The 16,517-nt window shown below is 31.0% G+C and carries 13 protein-coding genes; 12 read left to right on the top strand and 1 reads right to left on the bottom strand.

Features of this window, described 5'->3' with window-relative positions; translation table 11 throughout:
- Positions 1-15: 15 nt before the first annotated feature.
- From J3S90_RS01660 to J3S90_RS01605, 12 genes are all read left to right on the top strand, one after another.
- Positions 16-1,449, top strand: a complete 1,434-nt coding sequence (locus tag J3S90_RS01660; protein WP_210644276.1) for an MBOAT family O-acyltransferase — start codon at positions 16-18, stop codon at positions 1,447-1,449.
- Complete coding sequence (locus J3S90_RS01655) at positions 1,449-2,330, top strand: hypothetical protein (protein ID WP_210644273.1); 882 nt, start codon at positions 1,449-1,451, stop codon at positions 2,328-2,330. The genes J3S90_RS01660 and J3S90_RS01655 overlap by 1 nt, the downstream gene beginning before the upstream one ends.
- A 66-nt stretch (positions 2,331-2,396) precedes the next feature.
- Positions 2,397-3,539 (top strand): glycosyltransferase family 4 protein, encoded by a 1,143-nt coding sequence (locus J3S90_RS01650; RefSeq protein ID WP_210644271.1) that lies wholly within the window; start codon positions 2,397-2,399, stop codon positions 3,537-3,539.
- Positions 3,536-5,074 carry a glycosyltransferase family 2 protein gene (locus tag J3S90_RS01645; RefSeq protein ID WP_210644269.1) on the top strand — a complete coding sequence of 513 codons (1,539 nt, stop codon included), beginning with the start codon at positions 3,536-3,538 and terminating at the stop codon, positions 5,072-5,074. The genes J3S90_RS01650 and J3S90_RS01645 overlap by 4 nt, the downstream gene beginning before the upstream one ends.
- 3 nt (positions 5,075-5,077) lie before the next feature.
- Positions 5,078-6,076: a glycosyltransferase family 2 protein gene (locus tag J3S90_RS01640; RefSeq protein WP_210644267.1), complete on the top strand. Its 999-nt coding sequence runs from the start codon at positions 5,078-5,080 to the stop codon at positions 6,074-6,076.
- Positions 6,077-6,295: 219 nt separating this feature from the next.
- Positions 6,296-7,393 (top strand): glycosyltransferase family 4 protein, encoded by a 1,098-nt coding sequence (locus tag J3S90_RS01635; protein WP_210644265.1) that lies wholly within the window; start codon positions 6,296-6,298, stop codon positions 7,391-7,393.
- On the top strand, positions 7,390-8,511 hold the full coding sequence (locus J3S90_RS01630; protein WP_210644264.1) for a glycosyltransferase: 1,122 nt from the start codon (positions 7,390-7,392) through the stop codon (positions 8,509-8,511). Before J3S90_RS01635 ends, J3S90_RS01630 begins: the two co-directional genes overlap by 4 nt.
- A 273-nt stretch (positions 8,512-8,784) precedes the next feature.
- Positions 8,785-10,710, top strand: a complete 1,926-nt coding sequence (locus tag J3S90_RS01625; protein WP_210644262.1) for a putative porin — start codon at positions 8,785-8,787, stop codon at positions 10,708-10,710.
- A gap of 197 nt (positions 10,711-10,907) precedes the next feature.
- Positions 10,908-12,269 carry a pyridoxal-phosphate dependent enzyme gene (locus J3S90_RS01620; protein ID WP_188049599.1) on the top strand — a complete coding sequence of 454 codons (1,362 nt, stop codon included), beginning with the start codon at positions 10,908-10,910 and terminating at the stop codon, positions 12,267-12,269.
- A gap of 156 nt (positions 12,270-12,425) precedes the next feature.
- Positions 12,426-12,908 (top strand): 3'-5' exonuclease, encoded by a 483-nt coding sequence (locus J3S90_RS01615; RefSeq protein WP_188049600.1) that lies wholly within the window; start codon positions 12,426-12,428, stop codon positions 12,906-12,908.
- 120 nt (positions 12,909-13,028) lie between these two features.
- Entirely contained in the window at positions 13,029-14,303 is a 1,275-nt protein-coding gene (locus J3S90_RS01610) for a DUF2851 family protein (protein WP_210644260.1), read from the top strand.
- Positions 14,304-14,395: 92 nt separating this feature from the next.
- Positions 14,396-14,623: a PspC domain-containing protein gene (locus J3S90_RS01605; RefSeq protein WP_188049602.1), complete on the top strand. Its 228-nt coding sequence runs from the start codon at positions 14,396-14,398 to the stop codon at positions 14,621-14,623.
- A 78-nt stretch (positions 14,624-14,701) separates the two neighbouring features.
- Here J3S90_RS01605 and J3S90_RS01600 read toward each other — a convergent pair whose 3' ends face one another.
- Positions 14,702-16,180 carry an amino acid permease gene (locus tag J3S90_RS01600; protein ID WP_188049603.1) on the bottom strand — a complete coding sequence of 493 codons (1,479 nt, stop codon included), beginning with the start codon at positions 16,178-16,180 and terminating at the stop codon, positions 14,702-14,704.
- Between the last annotated feature and the right edge of the window lie 337 nt (positions 16,181-16,517).

Raw genomic sequence — 16,517 nt, 5'->3', positions numbered from 1 at the left:
CAATACTACGACAAGATGTTTTTCAATTCCTTTGCTTTTGCTATTTTTCTGCCTATTGTTTTTATCTTGTATTGGTTTGTTTTCAATAAAAACAAAAGCACTCAAAATGCGCTATTAATCATAGCGAGTTATTATTTTTATTCCTGTTGGGATTGGCGTTTTTTATTTCTGTTAGTATTCTCTACATTTTTAGATTATTATACAGGTATTCAAATTGAGAAAGCCAAAAAAGAAAGTATTCGAAAATTTTGGTTTTGGTTAAGTATCAGTGTCAATCTTGGTTTTTTAGGTGTATTTAAATATTATAATTTCTTTGCAGATTCCTTTTCGGATTTACTCAACGGATTCGGCTTGCAAACAAGCCCTTTGTTACTCAATGTTATTCTTCCTGTTGGGATTTCTTTTTATACTTTTCACGGTTTATCGTATGTAATCGATATTTATTTAAAAAGGATTAAAGCCGAATACAACTTTGTTGATTACTCTTTATTTGTAAGTTACTTTCCATTATTGGTGGCAGGTCCCATAGAAAGAGCCACGCATTTATTACCACAAGTAAAAATAAAACGAGAGTTTAATTATCAAAAGGCTAAAGAAGGAATTTTTCAGTTTATTTGGGGATTAGTCAAAAAGGTGGTAATTGCAGATACTTGCGCTACTTATGCCAACGCAATTTTTGATAATTATTCCTCCATGAATTCCCTATCATTACTATTGGGCGCGGTCTATTTTGCCTTCCAGATATATGGTGATTTCTCTGGTTATTCGGATATGGCACTGGGAATGTCTAAATTATTTGGTATCGATTTATTACGCAATTTTAATTACCCTTATTTCTCTCGAGATATAGCCGAATTTTGGCGTCGTTGGCACATTTCATTATCTTCTTGGTTTCGGGATTATTTATACATTCCGTTAGGAGGAAGTAGTGGTGGAATGGCGATGAAAATTCGAAATACGTTTATCATTTTTTTAGTGAGTGGATTTTGGCACGGCGCCAATTGGACTTTCATCGTTTGGGGTTTCATCAATGCGCTTTATTTTTTGCCCTTATTGCTATTAAAAAAGAACCGTTCTAATATAGAAATGGTTTCATTAAATTGGGATTTAAAATCGGTCAACATTTTTTTTAATATTGTAATCACTTTTGCGATAACTTGCTTTGCTTGGATCTTTTTTAGAGCAAAATCAATCGGCGAAGCTTTCAGTTATATAAAGAGGATGTTTACCAATCGTGAATTTAATTTCCAATTCTTAGCCAATGATCGTAGTAATTATGAATTAGTTAGTATGATTTTTGTATTCGTTTTGATTGAATGGCGTTCTAGAACACAAGTAGAACCCATTTCAGGAAAATGGAGTTTACTTAAATTAGCGTTAGCAATGGTAGCAATTGCTGCTTTTGGAACCTTTTCAGATTATAAAGAATTTATATATTTTCAGTTTTAATGAAAAATTTTTTAATTTATTTAGTTAAAATAATAGGCGTCCTTTTTTTGTCTTTGGTAATTTTAGATGGTTTATATACCTTAGTTTTCTTGCAATCCAAGAATAGGGGTAAAATAGAAACTGTCTTTAATTCAGGTCCTGAGAAATATGATGTAATTATTTTAGGATCGTCTAGAGCTAATAATCATTTTGTATCTCAAATGTTCGAAGATAAAGGACTGAAAACATTTAACTTTGGAATAAGTGGTAGTCATTTATTTGAGACATCATTACTTTTAAAATTAATGATCGAAAGAAAATATAAGATTAAAAATATAATTCTTGACGCAGATTTAAGTATAGCTAATTTTAAACAATCGGAAGGTGTTTCCGCTAAGTTTCTGCCCTACATTCATAATTCAAATGTTATTAAAGAGCACTTTATGTCAGAAGAGGATTTTGATGCCTTGTATTATATACCGTTTTATCGATATATAAAATATGAAAATAAAATTGGTTTTAGAGAAGTATTTTACACTGCAATTCATAAAAAGACTAATGTTTTAGAAAATTTGGGGTTCTATTCCTTATCAAAAAATAAAAAAGGAAATATGAAAAATGATATCAGAGCTCTTAAGCCGATTCAAAATAAATATTATGATGAGATCAAGAAAATTTGTGCTGAAAATCACATCAATTTAATTGCCGTAATGACGCCGATGTGCAGTAATACAAAAGGATTGGATTATTTTGAGAAAGTTAAAAAAATATATCCCGAAATTCATAACTATGAAAATGCTGTAGAAGGCGATCAATATTTCTCTTCATGCGGGCATATGAATGATGCAGGCGCGCGACTTTTTACGACTCGAATTCTTAATGATTTTTTTATAAAAAAATAGATATTATTGTCGAATACATTATTTTATTAAAGTACTGTACAATTTAGTTTTTAATTATCAAACAAAATGAAAATAGCTTTTCTAACCCCAGAATATCCTCATGCTAAAACAGGCAATTCTGGAGGAATTGGGACGAGTATTAAAAATCTAGCAAAAGGACTTTTGTTAGAAGGATGTTCGGTACGTGTTTTAGTGTATGGACAAAAAGAAGACGCTATTTTTGATGACAATGGGATTTGTATTCAACAGATAAAAAATAAAAAAATTAAAGGGCTTTCTTGGTATTTTACTCGAAAAAAAATACAAGGAATAATCAATAAACTTTATCTAGAAAAAAAAATAGATATCGTCGAGGCCCCAGATTGGACGGGCATCACCTCATTTATACAACCTCACCTGTGTCCTGTTATAATTCGATTAAATGGTTCTGATACCTATTTTTGTCATTTAGACAATCGTCCTGTAAAATGGATAAATAAATTTCATGAAAAAAGAGCATTATTAAAAGCAGATGGTTTGCTTTCGGTAAGCCAGTTTACAGCCAATTTGACAAATGAAATTTTTGGCATTAAAAAAAAATTCACGAATATTCCTAATGCTATAGATACTAATTCTTTTGTTGCAAGTAACTCTAAAAATGAAAATACGATTTTATATTTTGGAAGTCTAATTAGAAAAAAAGGCTTGTTAGAACTTCCTTTTATTTTTAATGAAGTTATTCGTAAGAATCCATTAGCGCAGTTAATTTTGGTAGGTAAAGACGTTCCAGATATTATTACCGGAAACAAATCGACCTGGGAAATGATGCGGAAATTATTTACTAAAGAGGCATCCTCTAATGTTACTTATTTAGGGAGTGTTCCTTACCCAGAAATAAATAGGCATATTTCAGCTGCAACGGTTTGTGTTTTTCCCACATTTGCTGAGGCATTACCGGTATCTTGGCTAGAAGCTATGGCGATGCAAAAAGCCATTGTAGCTTCTAATATCGGTTGGGGAACAGAAGTAATTGATGATGGAGTGAACGGTTTTTTAGTTATTCCTGAAAATCATATGGAATACGCTTCAAAAATTAATACATTGCTAATTAATTCAAAACTATGTCAAGAGTTTGGAATTGCAGCAAGAAAAAAAGTAATAGAAAAATTCAGTATTTCGGTTGTGGCAAAACAAAGTTTGGCTTTTTATAAACAATTCTCAAGAAAATGATATTAAAAGAATATATGACAGATTCAGGAGAAATTATATTATATAATGGGAATCCCGATTTTGAAAAATTAGAACAGCTTTCAAATGGATCTGGAGATATTTGGCATAGTTCTTTTGAACAGGGTTATAAAAATGCATTTACGGAATTAGTGTATCAAACAGCAGTTTTTTTTTGGTATATTAATGATTTTGACAATTTGGACGAATGTGTAAGCTGGAGAATTAATCCCAATCATTTTGCTGTTCGAAAATCAGTTTGGGAAACACTAAATGGGTTTGATAATGATTATACGAATCCGCAAATACAGGCACTAGATTTTGGATATAATGCGATTAGAAACTCTGGTGCTGTTTCATTGTATGCAAAAGGTTTATTTGCTAGTAATGAAAAAGAAAACATAAACATATCGGTACGAGATCGATATACTTTTTTTATCAAAAATTTTAAGCTTGAGCATTCTTTGTATATGATTTACAGACAAGGTTTTTGGAAATTTACCGAATGGAGTGCTTTTTTTTACGCAAAAAACAGGTTTAATAAAATCTTATTTAAGCCAATAGTAAAGCCTAAAGAATTAAAACCTATTGTTGATAATCCATCAGTAAGTTATATAATACCAACAATGTTTCGTCAAGATTATACTTTACAATTGTTGAAAGATTTGGCGAATCAAAGTTATCGAGTTACTCAAGTAGTTGTAGTTGATGCTACTCCAGAAATTGATCGGAATGAAAGTCTATATCAAGAAAAAGAATATCCATTCGAGTTAATTGTAAAGTGGCAAGAATCTAAAGGTAGTTGTCGAGCAAGAAATGAAGCTATTGACTTGTGTAATTGTGATTATATTGTTTTTGGAGATGATGATATTCGAATTCCATCTGATTTTATAGAAAATCATATTCGTTTTCTACAAACCAATAATTCAGGAGCATGTAATGGATTGGATATAAGAGCAGATCATCAAAATCAAGATTTACAAGATTTAAAAAATAAATTAAAGATACTAGGCAATAAAAGATGGATTGCTGGTAGTGCGCAAATGTTTAGTAATGCTAATTCCTGTGTAAAAAAGGAATTTGTTTCGCAATTACATGGAAACGATGTTAATTTTGATGGCGGTTATGGAGAGGATAGCGATTTTGGAATGTCATTATCAAAAATAGGTGTTACAGTTTTACATAATCCATTTTCGGTAAATTTACATCTCAAACCACCAGTTGGAGGTTATCGATTTTGGGGGCTTGAAGCTAAAGTTACTGGTAAGAAGAGAAAGGCTCAAGCATGGGAATTAGAAGTTCCAGTAAAAACAATTAAGCCTGTTCCAAGCCCTACGGTACTATATGGAATCCTAAAACATTTTACTCCGCAACAAGTTATTGAATATAAGAAAAAGCATTTTTTTTTATATCTTTTCAAAGGAAAAAAAACTTCTTTTTTATACCGATTAGTACGTATTCCATACAAAAATATTCAATTTAAAAAATCGCTGTTTTATGCCAAAAATCTTTTGGCTTTAGGAAAAAGAATAAATTAATTCATGAAATTTTCTCTAATCATATGCACTTATATGCGTCCAAAACCATTGTTTCAATTATTGCAATCGGTTAAGGAACAAACTATTTATCCAGATGAAATTTTAATTGTTGATGGCTCTCTCAATCAAGAGACACAAACTGCCTTGCAAGATAATCAGTTTAAAAATCTAGTTTATTTTCTAGTTTCTGATCAAGAAAGAGGTTTAACCAAACAACGTAATTTTGGAATTACTAAGGTAAATTCGAATTCCGAAATTATTTGTTTTTTGGATGATGATACGGTTTTAGAAGTTGACTATTTCGAAAAATTGTTACTTACCTATAAAATTCATCCTGACGCTTTAGGAGTTGGAGGTTACATCATTAATGAAACAGAATGGAAAAAAGTTGGCAAAGAATATAAGGCCTCGAAAAAGGAATTTTATTTTGATGGCTGGAAACGCAAAGAGAGTTCACGTTTTGTTTTACGAAAAAAGTTAGGTTTGGATAGTGATTGCCCTCCTGGATTTTCTAGTCTTTATTCACACGGCAGAAGTGTTGGTTTTTTGCCACCTAGTGGAGAAATATATCCAGTAGAACAATTAATGGGTGGAGTTTCTTCTTTTAAAAAAACAGTTTTTAATAGCTTTCAGTTTTCTACTTATTTTGAAGGCTACGGTTTATATGAAGACGCCGATTTTTGTATAAGAGTGGCGAAAAAAGGGAAATTATATCTAAATACAGCGGCTCAATTATATCATTATCACGATGCTTCTGGCAGACCCAATCAGTACCAATATGGGAGAATGGTAGTGCGCAACGGTTGGTATGTTTGGAGGGTAAAAAATCCAAAACCTGTTGGTAAAGATCAATTCAAATGGTATGCAATTACGATACTATTAACTTTGATAAAATTTTCTAATACAGTAACCACCTCTAAAAGAAAACAAGCTTTTACAGAAGCACTAGGAAGAACCTTTGGATTGTGGAGTTTGCTTTTTGATAAGCCGAGAGAAAAATGAAATTTATTTAAATCAATAAAAATATTCCTTTTGATTTTAATAAATAATAATGACGCATGGTTTACAAAAATTTTGCATTAATGTGATTACTTTTTTCAGTATAGGGATGGCATATCTCATAATTAGTAATAAAAATCACAAACTATATAAATGCAATTAAAGTGCTAAAGTCAAATTTATTTAGGATATAATGTTTCGCCATAGAATTAAAAAATAATAATGAAAACAATACTTATCAGTCACAATTTTAGCGAAATATCATTTTCTAGTATGAGTTATAGCTTGGCGCATCATCTGGGTGATTTAGGACATAAAGTTATTTTCATTTCTCATAAACCGTATTTTTCAAAAAAACTTACAATAAAAAAAACTCAAGGTAGTATCATTATTTACTCTTGGCCGACAGAAAAAAGACCCACTACTTTAAAAGATTTTTTTTGGTTCAGTAAGTTGTATTTTCAATATAAACCAGATATTGTAATTGGGCATTTTGTAGGTAGCAATATTAGTGTCTCGATGTCAAAGTTACTTTCTTTAGGAAGGGTAAACACATATGTCTATTATCATACTTTATCTGAACAGCTTTTATTGGACGAAAAAAAAACATCATTAAAGCAAAAAGTTAAATTTATTAGAAAAAAAATATTTTACAAATTCTTCTGTGATATAATTGTTTGCCCATCAGAACTAGCTAAAAAAGATTTGAAATTATTTCACAATGTAGATAAAGCAATTGTACTTTTAAATCCAATGATAGATAGATTTGAAAATAAAAAAAATATTGAAAACGATTTTATTATAATAAGTTATTTAGGTAGATTAGATAATTCTAAGGGAGTAGTAGATTTAATCAAGGCTTATTTACTGTATAAAAAGGAATTTAGGCATTCTAAAATTATTTTAAAAATTGCTGGTACAGGCGCACAAGAAAATGAGATAAAAGAATTGAGTAAAAATAATAGTTCTATTGAATATTTTGGAGGAATTTCATATGATAAAATTGATGATTATTTAAACGAATGTCATTTTTCAATAATTCCATCAAAGTTTGATGCTTTTAATGTCGTTGGAATAGAATCGCTGATGAATCAAACCCCACTATTAATATCTAATGAGGTAGGATTAGCGGATTATCTAACAGATGGTAAAGAGTGCTTTAAATTCGATCCTAATATTGATTCAATGGTAAGTTTATTTAGTAGAGTGGAGAATAATATTGATTATCAAGTAAGTATGGGTTTTGAGGCTAGAAAAACTTTTCTGGAAAAATTTAGTATTAGTACTTATTGTAATAAATTTTCAGACATATTACTATGAAATTCCTCATCATCACTCACGTTCCTCATCTAAAATACGAAAACGACTATTTTGCCTATTCCCCTTATGTAAATGAAATGAACATTTGGGCAAAATATGCAACAGAACTTATTGTGGTTGCTCCATTAACATTCACGGATAAAACAGCAATTGATAGTTCTTATATTCATCCTAAAATCAAGTTTTTATCCATTGATAATTTTGATGTATTGAGTTTAAAGGGATTATTTCGAACAGTAATAAAAACACCAAAAATTAGTTGGCAAATTTTCAGAGCCATGCGTTCTGCCGATCACATTCACTTGCGTTGTCCTGGAAATATTGGTTTGTTAGGTTGTTTAGTTCAAATTGCTTTTCCATCAAAACCTAAAACAGTTAAATATGCTGGTAATTGGGATCCAAAATCACAACAACCTTGGACATATAAATTACAAAAATGGATTTTGTCGAATACTTTTTTAACTCGTAACATGACCGTTTTAGTCTATGGAGAATGGGAGGGAAGTACAAAAAATATAAAACCCTTTTTTACCGCAACGTATTCAGAAGCCGAAAAGACACCTATTTTAGAAAAGACTCTTCAGCAAACGATTGATTTTGTTTTTGTTGGCGCTTTAGTTTCAGGTAAAAACCCATTGTATGCCATTCAGTTAGTACAGCGATTGTTTCAAAAAGGATATAAAGTTAAATTAACTCTTTATGGTGACGGAAAAGAACGAAAGAATTTAGAACACTATTGCTATGCCAATCAGTTAAATGGAATTGTTATTTTAAAAGGGAATCAAAACAAAGCAGCTTTAAAAAAAGCCTATCAAGAAAGTCACTTTGTAATTTTACCTTCTAAGAGTGAAGGTTGGCCCAAAGCCATTGCCGAAGGAATGTTTTGGGGTTGTGTTCCAATTTCCACTCCGGTTTCTTGTGTTCCTTATATGTTAGACAAGAACAATCGTGGGATTCTATTAAATATGAACTTTGAACAAGATATTTTGCAGATCGAAACTGTGTTTAATAGTCCACAGGTTTTTGATAAAAAACAAATTCTTGCTGCCAATTGGTCTAGAAATTATACCTTAGAGGTATTTGAAAATGAAATAAAAAAAATGCTGTTGCAATCCTAGCGCAGTTAGATACAATTTTAAATCTTAATTGTAGTTTAAAATCAAAGAGTAGCATAATAGTTAATAAATTTCCCCGGCTATTTTTATTCAGTAATTAAAATCTTGATAAATTTAATTATAGTTTTAGTAGAGGAATAAGTTTTAAAAATGATATTGAATCAGCTTTAATCACATCTTTTTATTTATTTAACTACCTTTGGTTTTTATAATTTTGAGGTAAAACTCAACACTAATCTTATTTTTGCTTAGCAATTAATTCCTGTTTATTTATTTATGAAAAAAGCGATATTTCTTTTATTATTATTAACTAATATATGTATTGCGCAAACTCCAAGTCAGCCAAAGCAAGTAAAGGATACAACAAAAATTAAAATAGCTCCAATCGACCTTTATAGAGTAATTACTTTAGAGAGAGATACTACCTATATCGATACTTCATTGACTATTCAAAAAGAGTACAGTCATAATTATCTAAGAAAAGATACTTTTGGTCTTTTGCCTTTTGCAAATGAGGGACAAACTTACAATACGCTACAATATAGCCTCACGAACTTATCTCCCTATCCAGAATTTGGTTTTAAAGCAAAGCATTTTAATTTTTTAGAAGCCAACCAAATTAGATATTATTCTGTGGCTACTCCTGTAACCGAATTGTATTTTAAAACCACCATCAAAAAAGGGCAATCAGTAGATGCCTTTATTACCTTAAACACTTCTGAAAATCTTAATTTTTCTATAGCTTATAAAGGTTTGCGTTCAGAGGGCGAATATATCAATCAACTTGCTAGTACAGGAAATTTTAGATTTACAACAAGTTATAATACTAAAAACAAACGCTATTTTGCAAATGCGCATTATACCTATCAAGATATTTTAAACGGTGAGAATGGCGGCATCACCACCATTCAAGATTTTGAAAGTAAAGATCCTAACTATAACAATCGACAACGTTTTGAAGTTTTTTTGAACGATGCTAAGTCATTCTTAAAAGGGAAGAGAATTTTTGTAGATCATAACTTTAGAATCAACCCTGAAAAAGGATCCAACAATCTTTATATTACGCATCAGTTCAATTACGAAAATAAGTTTTTCGAATTCTATCAAGCCACTATTCCTTCTTTTGTGGGAAATAAAATCGTATCACGTTTTGGAAATTCATTCTTAGACTACGGAATCAATGATCAAACAAGGTACAATAAGATGTATAATCGCGCAGGTCTGGTTTATGAAAATACTACATTAGGGAAATTTGTTTTTTTTGCAGATGATTTCAGATCCAATTATTACTACAACAGAATCCTTATTTTTAACAATCAAAACACGATTCCTAGTGCATTTAGCCAAAAAATCAATAGTGCCGGCGGACAGTATGAGTACAGACATGATAAATGGAACGGTACATTTTTATATTCAAGATCTATTACAGCACAATCTCTTTCTAATCTCGATGCGCAATTAAAATACGATTGGAATGACGATATTCAGCTGGCTTTTCAGTATCAAAACATCAACAAACTGCCTAATAGCAATTATAATTTGTACCAGAGTAGTTATGTGCAGTACAATTGGTCAAATGACTTTAAAAACGAAAAAATTAATGTTATAAAAGCCAATGCCATTTCACCTTGGATAAATGCAGAAGTATATTTGTCAGTAATGAAGGATCATTTGTATTTCAAGGACAACTCTACCGATCTTCAAAAAACAGCTAGAACTCAAATTATTGGCCCAGCGCAATATGATGGTACCATTAATTACCTTTCGGTAAAAGCCAGTAGAGAATTTAAATTTGGGAAATTTGCTTTAGACAACACCATTTTGTATCAAAAAGTAAAGCAAACAAATGAAATTTTAAACGTTCCAGATATAGTAACCAGAAACACGATTTATTATACAACATACATGTTCAAAAAAGCTTTGTTTCTGCAAACAGGAGTAACATTAAATTACTTTTCTAAGTATTTTGCGAATGATTATAATCCTGTGATAGGCGAGTTTTTTGTACAAACCAACAAGCAAATAGGCAATCATCCTAATCTTGATTTTTTTGTAAATGCCAAAGTGCAAAGAACCAGAATTTACTTCAAGCTAGAACATTTTAATTCCTCATTTATGGGCAATGATTTTTATGCTTCTCCCACTAATCCTTCCCGCGATTTTACCATTCGTTTTGGTTTAATCTGGAATTTCTTCAACTAAATTCACAAAAAAGTTTTTGTAATTTTTCATGGCGTTTTAACGTGCTATCCGCTATATCTTTCCTTGCTTAAGAACGCAAGCAAAGGATGTCGCTACTATCACGAACGCAAAATAGCATTCATAAGAATGTTTTGTAACAAAAACGTATCTTTGCAAAAGTTTTTCTAAAAAATTACAATCTAAAAAATTACAATTAAATGCAATACGCAGAAAATATATTAGGGACTATAGGGAATACTCCTTTAGTAAAACTTAATAAAGTTACCGCAGAAGTAGAGGCGCTAGTATTGGCCAAAGTAGAAACTTTTAATCCCGGAAACTCTGTTAAGGATAGAATGGCCGTTAAAATGATTGAAGATGCAGAAGCTGATGGTCGCTTAAAACCAGGTGGAACTATAATTGAGGGAACTTCTGGGAATACAGGAATGGGATTGGCTCTGGTAGCAATCATTAAAGGCTATAAATTAATTTGTGTAATATCAGATAAACAGTCTAAAGAAAAAATGGATATTCTTCGTGCTGTTGGAGCAAAAGTAGTCGTTTGTCCTACAGATGTTGAGCCTACAGATCCACGTTCTTATTATTCAGTTTCCAAACGATTAGCAACAGAAACACCAAATTCTTGGTATGTAAATCAATACGATAATCCATCCAATGCTATTGCACACTATGAGCAAACAGGACCAGAAATCTGGGCGCAAACAGAAGGGAAAATAACTCATTTTGTTTCAGGAGTAGGAACAGGCGGAACAATCTCGGGTGTTGCAAAATACTTGAAAGAAAAAAATCCAAACATTAAAATTTGGGGAATTGATACCTACGGATCGGTGTTTAAAAAATACCATGAAACAGGAATTTTTGACGAGAATGAAATTTATTCGTACATCACAGAGGGAATAGGAGAGGACATTTTGCCAGAAAATGTAAATTTTTCATTGATAGATGGTTTTACAAAAGTAACAGATAAAGACGCAGCAGTTTATACCCGAAAAATAGCTTTAGAAGAAGGTATTTTTGTCGGAAATTCAGCCGGAGCTGCCATAAAAGGCTTGTTACAACTTAAAGAACATTTTAAACCAGAAGACGTAGTTGTTGTTTTATTTCATGATTCAGGAAGCAGGTATGTAGGAAAGATGTTTAATGATGATTGGATGCGTGAAAGAGGTTTTCTTGAAGAAGAAATTACAAAAGCAGAAGATGTAATCAAAGATCATATCACTAAACCATTAATCGTAGTTCGTACAGAAGAGTTAGTTTCACACGCTATCGAACGCATGCGAAAATATAAAATATCTCAAATACCAGTAATAGATATTACCGGTTTTGTAGGGTCTGTAGATGAAAGTGATTTGTTTCAAAGTTATGTAGCTAATAAAGATGTAGCCGATAAACCGATTAAGGATATTATGGGTAAACCTTTCCCAATTGTAAAAAAAGGAACTGCTATAGAAGAAGTTTCAAAATTATTTACTAAAGATAATGCAGCCGTATTGGTCGAATTAGAAAATGGTGCACACCACATTATTACGAAATACGATATTATTGGTTCTATAAAATAAGATTTTTTTTTTTTTGCCACGAGTTAGACTATTTAGCTAAAATTTATTTTTCGTTAACTATTTTAATTTGTGGCTTTTTTAATTAAAAGTGATTGTGTTATAAAAAAAAACACAAGAATCTCTCTTAATTTTTAATTCAATAATTTACTCCCAAAAATGACTTTTACCGCAATAGATTTTGAAACAGCAACTGCATTTCATCCATGTTCTGTTGGGATTGTTTCAGTAGAAAACGGAATAATAGTGGATGAATTTGTCAGTTTGATTAAACCTCCAAATAATTTATATTCTCCTTTTACGATTCAAGTTCACGGAATTCATCCTAGAGACACCATGAATGCGAAAAGTTTTGCCGAGGTTTTTCCAGAAATAAAAAAAAGGCTGCAAAACAAAATTGTAGTGGCGCATAACGAAAGTTTCGACAGGAATGTTTTGTCTAAATCTATGGCGCTTTATAGTTTAGATTATGACGATTTAAACCTTGCCTCTCGTTGGGAATGTACCGTAAAAATATATAAAGCTAAAGGGCTTAAACCAACAAAGTTGAGTGATTGTTGCCGAGAAATGAATATTCAATTAAATCATCACGAAGCTTTATCTGATGCTCGTGCTTGCGCTAAATTGTACTTACTGCGCTAAATATTTACTTCATAATCTTTCAATTACCATTCTTAAAAGGGATGTAATTCCGATTTATGTTCGAAATAACTTACTTTTAATTATTTTTACTACATTAGTATTCAATCTAATACGGTAAAGATGAAAGAAGATTTTCTACATTATCTCTGGAAATTCAAGAAGTTTGATTCCTTAAATTTAAAAACCTCGAACTTAGAGAACCTTACGATCATCCATGTTGGGCAGTATCTAGAACTTGCAGGTCCCGATTTTTTCAATGCACAAATTAAAATTGGAAATCAGAAATGGGCGGGAAACGTAGAGATTCATCTTAAATCATCGGATTGGTATCTCCACCAGCACGAGAAAGATTCCGGTTATGAAAATGTAATTTTGCATGTAGTATGGGAAAATGATGCAGCAGTTTTTAGAAGTGATAATAGCGAAATTCCGGTATTAGAACTTAAGGATTATGTAGATTCTGATACTCTAAATAATTACCATTCTTTGGTCGCACCTAAATCATGGATTTATTGCGAAAAAGATTTGAGAACTATTGATGAATTTACGTTTAAAAATTGGCAAGAGCGTCTTTTTTTTGAACGTCTAGAGACAAAATCAAAACCAATTTTTGATTTATTAGAAAAAACGAATCAAGACTGGGAATCTGTTTTATTTTGTTTGTTAGCAAAAAATTTCGGTTTGAATACAAACGGTGAAATTTTTATGAAAATTGCTCAATCTATTCCTTTTTCAGTAATTCGTAAAGAAAGTTTTGAAGTCGAAAATCTTGAAGCTCTTATTTTTGGAACTGCAGGATTATTAGATAACGAAAAAGAAGATAACTATTTTAAAGATTTAAAATTCCGCTATTTTTATTTGTTACATAAATACCAATTAGATAAAATAGTTGTTCCACCGGTACAGTTTTTTAAACACCGACCGGATAACTTCCCAACTATAAGATTGTCACAATTAGCTAATTTATACCATACGCATCAGAACTTATTTTCAAAAATAAGTAGTTTACAATCTTTGAAAGAGAGTTATCAGCTGTTTCAAATTTGCGCAGCTCCCTATTGGCAAAATCATTATCAGTTTGATAAAGAAAGTCCCAAAAAAAAGAAAACACTTTCTAAATCTTTTATTGATTTAATTCTCATAAATACAATTATTCCATTGCAATTCGCTTATGCTAAAAGTTTAGGAAAAGAAGTTTCTGAGGATTTAATGGAACTTTTAACTGAAGTTTCTGCTGAGAAAAATGCAATTATTGATAAGTTTATTTCTTTTGGAATTAAACCAAAGAATGCTTTAGAAACGCAATCATTGCTACAACTTAAAAAAGAGTATTGTAATAATAGTAGATGTTTAGAATGTGTAATTGGAATAGAATTGTTAAAAAATAATAACTAATTAATAATCAAATAATAATTCAATTAGCTTATTTGTAACTCATGAATGGGTTTATTTTGTAATTTTGTAAATAACTAAAAATTTAAGTTGCAATGTCTGCTATTATAAAACTAAAGTTCTTTTTTGAAAAACATGGTTTTCATGTTTCTTCTCGTTTGGCAGATACATTAGGGATGCGAGCAAGTACGGTAAGATTATTCTTTATATACATTTCGTTTGTAACAGTAGGTTTAGGTTTTGGCGTTTATCTTACTTTGGCTTTTTGGATTAGGCTTAAAGATTTAGTTCGTGCCAAAAGAACTTCTGTATTTGATTTATAAATTATAATTTGATTAATAAAAAAAAGGATTATAAAGTAGTACTACTTTATAATCCTTTTTTTTATTAATTGAGGTAAATTATTTTTCTGGATTGTTTAATTTACTATTTTTCTTGCTGTATAAAAAATAGATTACAACACCAAGAACCATCCAAATTGCTAATCTTTCCCAACTTTCAATAGGTAAGCCAGCCATTAATACTAAACAGATTAGTACACCTATAATAGGGAACAATGGTACAAATGGTACGCGGAAACCTCTTACTGCATCTGGATTGGATTTTCTCATAACAATTACTCCAATACAAACAAGTGAGAAAGCGAACAATGTACCAATACTTACCATGTGTCCAAGGTCTGATACAGGAACAAATCCCGCAAACAAACTCACAAACACCATAAAAAGAAGATTCGTTTTGTAAGGTGTTCTGTTTTTAGTATGTAAAGTGCTGAAAAATTTAGGTAATAAACCATCTACACTCATGCTGTAAAAAACTCTACTTTGTCCCATTAACATTACTAACATTACAGATGTATATCCTGCAATAATAGCAATCGTAAGTGCAGAATTTAAGAAGGTGTATCCTGTTTTTGCAAATGCAGTAGTAACCGGACTTGCATCACCTTTAAAATTAAGGTAGTTTTCTAAACCAGTTAAAACAAAAGCAAAAAGAACGTATAATATAGTACAAATTATTAATGATCCTAAAATACCAATTGGCATTCCTTTCTGTGGATCTTTTGCTTCTTGTGCAGCAGTAGATACGGCGTCAAAACCAATAAAAGCAAAAAATACAACTCCAGCACCTCTTAAGATACCACTCCATCCATAATGACCAAAATAATCACTACTAAAGAAATTAAGAAATGACATCTTACCAGAACTTAAAAGAGCTTCTCCTTCATTTACAGGTATAAAAGGTGTGTGGTTTGCGCTATTCATAAAGCCCCATCCTAAAGCAATAAATACAATTACCACGGTAACTTTCAAAATAACAAGTATGTTATTTATTAATGCAGATTCTTTTGTACCGCGTATTAGTAAAACAGAAAGTAAACAGATAATTAATATGGAGGGTAAATTAATGATTCCTGGTGTCGTGTCCCAGGGACCATGCAAGATGGATTGCGGTATGTGAATACCATAATTCCCGAGAAATTTATCTACATATTGAGACCAACTGACCGCTACTGTTGCGGCTCCTAAGGCATATTCTAACACTAAATCCCAACCGATTATCCAAGCTACAAATTCACCCATTGTAGCATAAGAGTAGGTGTAAGCACTTCCTGCTACAGGGATCATAGAGGCAAATTCAGCATAACATAGTCCTGCAAATGCACATCCTACTGCGGCTAATATAAAAGAGAGTGTAACTGCTGGACCGGCATTATCTGCTGCTGCAATACCTGTTAGAGAAAATAATCCCGCACCAATAATAGCACCAACTCCTAGCGCTACAAGTGATTTTGCAGATAGTGTTCTCTTTAATCCTTTTTCATCTTCTGAAGCTTCATTTAGTAAAACCGAAAGCGGTTTCGTTTTCCAAATTGACATATGTTTTTTGGTTTTGTTGTTTTTAGATCTCAAATGTATTGTTTTTTGTAAAAAATAAAAACAATAATTAAAGTTTTCACTGATAAAATATAGTTTTTTACAATTTTCAGCGTTTTTCACTCCATTAATACTAGTTCTTGAATAAGAAAATCTTGTTAAAATTTTTATTTTGAATCTTGTGTTTTAAATTTTGCTTTCAAGTAAGAGTAAGTAATTGTGTTTTTATTTTTTAAATGTTTCAGATGTTTATGGAACAAGGTTTTTCTATTTGTAGTAATTTTATTTATAAATTAAATAGGTGAAAAGTGTATTATTTTGAATATTAGTTATATTTTTA

It is taken from the genome of Flavobacterium flabelliforme, from assembly GCF_017948675.1.
GTDB lineage: Bacteria > Bacteroidota > Bacteroidia > Flavobacteriales > Flavobacteriaceae > Flavobacterium > Flavobacterium pygoscelis.
Note: the sequence above shows the minus strand (reverse complement) of the source record. Positions and strands in the feature narration are given on the sequence as shown.

Excerpts from the sequence above, each read along its gene's own strand:
- J3S90_RS01615 (WP_188049600.1), top strand. The coding sequence starts at position 12,426 with ATGACTTTTACCGCAATAGATTTTGAAACAGCAACTGCATTTCATCCA.
- J3S90_RS01630 (WP_210644264.1), top strand. The coding sequence starts at position 7,390 with ATGAAATTCCTCATCATCACTCACGTTCCTCATCTAAAATACGAAAAC.
- J3S90_RS01600 (WP_188049603.1), bottom strand. The coding sequence starts at position 16,180 with ATGTCAATTTGGAAAACGAAACCGCTTTCGGTTTTACTAAATGAAGCT.
- J3S90_RS01635 (WP_210644265.1), top strand. The coding sequence starts at position 6,296 with ATGAAAACAATACTTATCAGTCACAATTTTAGCGAAATATCATTTTCT.
- J3S90_RS01605 (WP_188049602.1), top strand. The coding sequence starts at position 14,396 with ATGTCTGCTATTATAAAACTAAAGTTCTTTTTTGAAAAACATGGTTTT.
- J3S90_RS01610 (WP_210644260.1), top strand. The coding sequence starts at position 13,029 with ATGAAAGAAGATTTTCTACATTATCTCTGGAAATTCAAGAAGTTTGAT.
- J3S90_RS01655 (WP_210644273.1), top strand. The coding sequence starts at position 1,449 with ATGAAAAATTTTTTAATTTATTTAGTTAAAATAATAGGCGTCCTTTTT.
- J3S90_RS01660 (WP_210644276.1), top strand. The coding sequence starts at position 16 with ATGTTTTTCAATTCCTTTGCTTTTGCTATTTTTCTGCCTATTGTTTTT.
- J3S90_RS01620 (WP_188049599.1), top strand. The coding sequence starts at position 10,908 with ATGCAATACGCAGAAAATATATTAGGGACTATAGGGAATACTCCTTTA.
- J3S90_RS01645 (WP_210644269.1), top strand. The coding sequence starts at position 3,536 with ATGATATTAAAAGAATATATGACAGATTCAGGAGAAATTATATTATAT.
- J3S90_RS01640 (WP_210644267.1), top strand. The coding sequence starts at position 5,078 with ATGAAATTTTCTCTAATCATATGCACTTATATGCGTCCAAAACCATTG.
- J3S90_RS01625 (WP_210644262.1), top strand. The coding sequence starts at position 8,785 with ATGAAAAAAGCGATATTTCTTTTATTATTATTAACTAATATATGTATT.
- J3S90_RS01650 (WP_210644271.1), top strand. The coding sequence starts at position 2,397 with ATGAAAATAGCTTTTCTAACCCCAGAATATCCTCATGCTAAAACAGGC.